At 45.5% G+C, this 897-nt stretch carries 3 rRNA genes; all 3 read left to right on the top strand.

The features are described 5' to 3' along the window. Positions 1-134: ribosomal RNA gene (locus tag EQP46_RS23985) — 23S ribosomal RNA — on the top strand; the annotation flags it as partial. Between the two features lie 97 nt (positions 135-231). Then, positions 232-347: ribosomal RNA gene (gene rrf, locus EQP46_RS23980) — 5S ribosomal RNA — on the top strand. Between the two features lie 420 nt (positions 348-767). After that, positions 768-897, top strand: a 16S ribosomal RNA gene (locus EQP46_RS23975); the annotation flags it as partial.

The following is an 897-nucleotide window of genomic DNA, read 5'->3' as shown; positions in this document are numbered from 1 at the left end:
CCTCAAGATGAGTCATCCCTAGACCTTTAAGGTCTCTAAAGGGTTGTTGAAGACTACGACGTAGATAGGCAGGGTGTGTAAGTGCTGCGAGGCATTGAGCTAACCTGTACTAATTGCCCGTGAGGCTTAACCATACAACACCCAAGGGGTTTTAGCGGACTCAAGAAAGAACATTGAATGTGTGTTGAGACACGAWGCTAGTCAGAWTTTTCCCAGATTTTAAYRAATTTGCTTGGCGACCATAGCGTTATGGACCCACCTGACTCCATGCCGAACTCAGTAGTGAAACGTAACAGCGCCGATGGTAGTGTGGGGYTTCCCCATGTGAGAGTAGGACATCGCCAGGCTTTAAATTTAAGGTAAGCCCGTTGAGTGCAACGGGCTTTTCTTTCGCTCCCACTGATTGTAATGTGAGCGACGTCAACAAAAGATTTTTCCCCTTCATCTTCGGATGAAAAAAGATGAAAGTTTTTTCTTGACTGAATATCAGAATCGCGTAAGATACGCGGCCTGACTTGCTGAAGCGCACAGCGCTAACGCATTGAAAAGTCAACGTTCTTTAACAATTTGACCTATACAATCTGTGTGGGCACTCGTACTTGATAGACATAAAAATTTATCAATGAACTGAGTGACCAAGATGGTGGAACTTTTCGAAGTGATGCTATCAACACAGCAATGCAGTTTTGCCTACGGGCAAAAAAGTAATTCAGTATTCATTGAGCGTTAGAACTGTTTCTTCGGAGATGGGGATAACAACAAAATTCTAATTGAAGAGTTTGATCATGGCTCAGATTGAACGCTGGCGGCAGGCCTAACACATGCAAGTCGAGCGGCAGCGACAACATTGACCCTTCGGGTGATTTGTTGGGCGGCGAGCGGCGGACGGGTGAGTAA

It is taken from the genome of Enterovibrio baiacu (assembly GCF_004120195.1).
GTDB classification, from domain to species: Bacteria; Pseudomonadota; Gammaproteobacteria; order Enterobacterales; family Vibrionaceae; genus Enterovibrio; species Enterovibrio baiacui.
The sequence above is the reverse complement of the archived record's forward strand: the minus strand, read 5'-3'. Positions and strand labels throughout refer to the sequence as shown.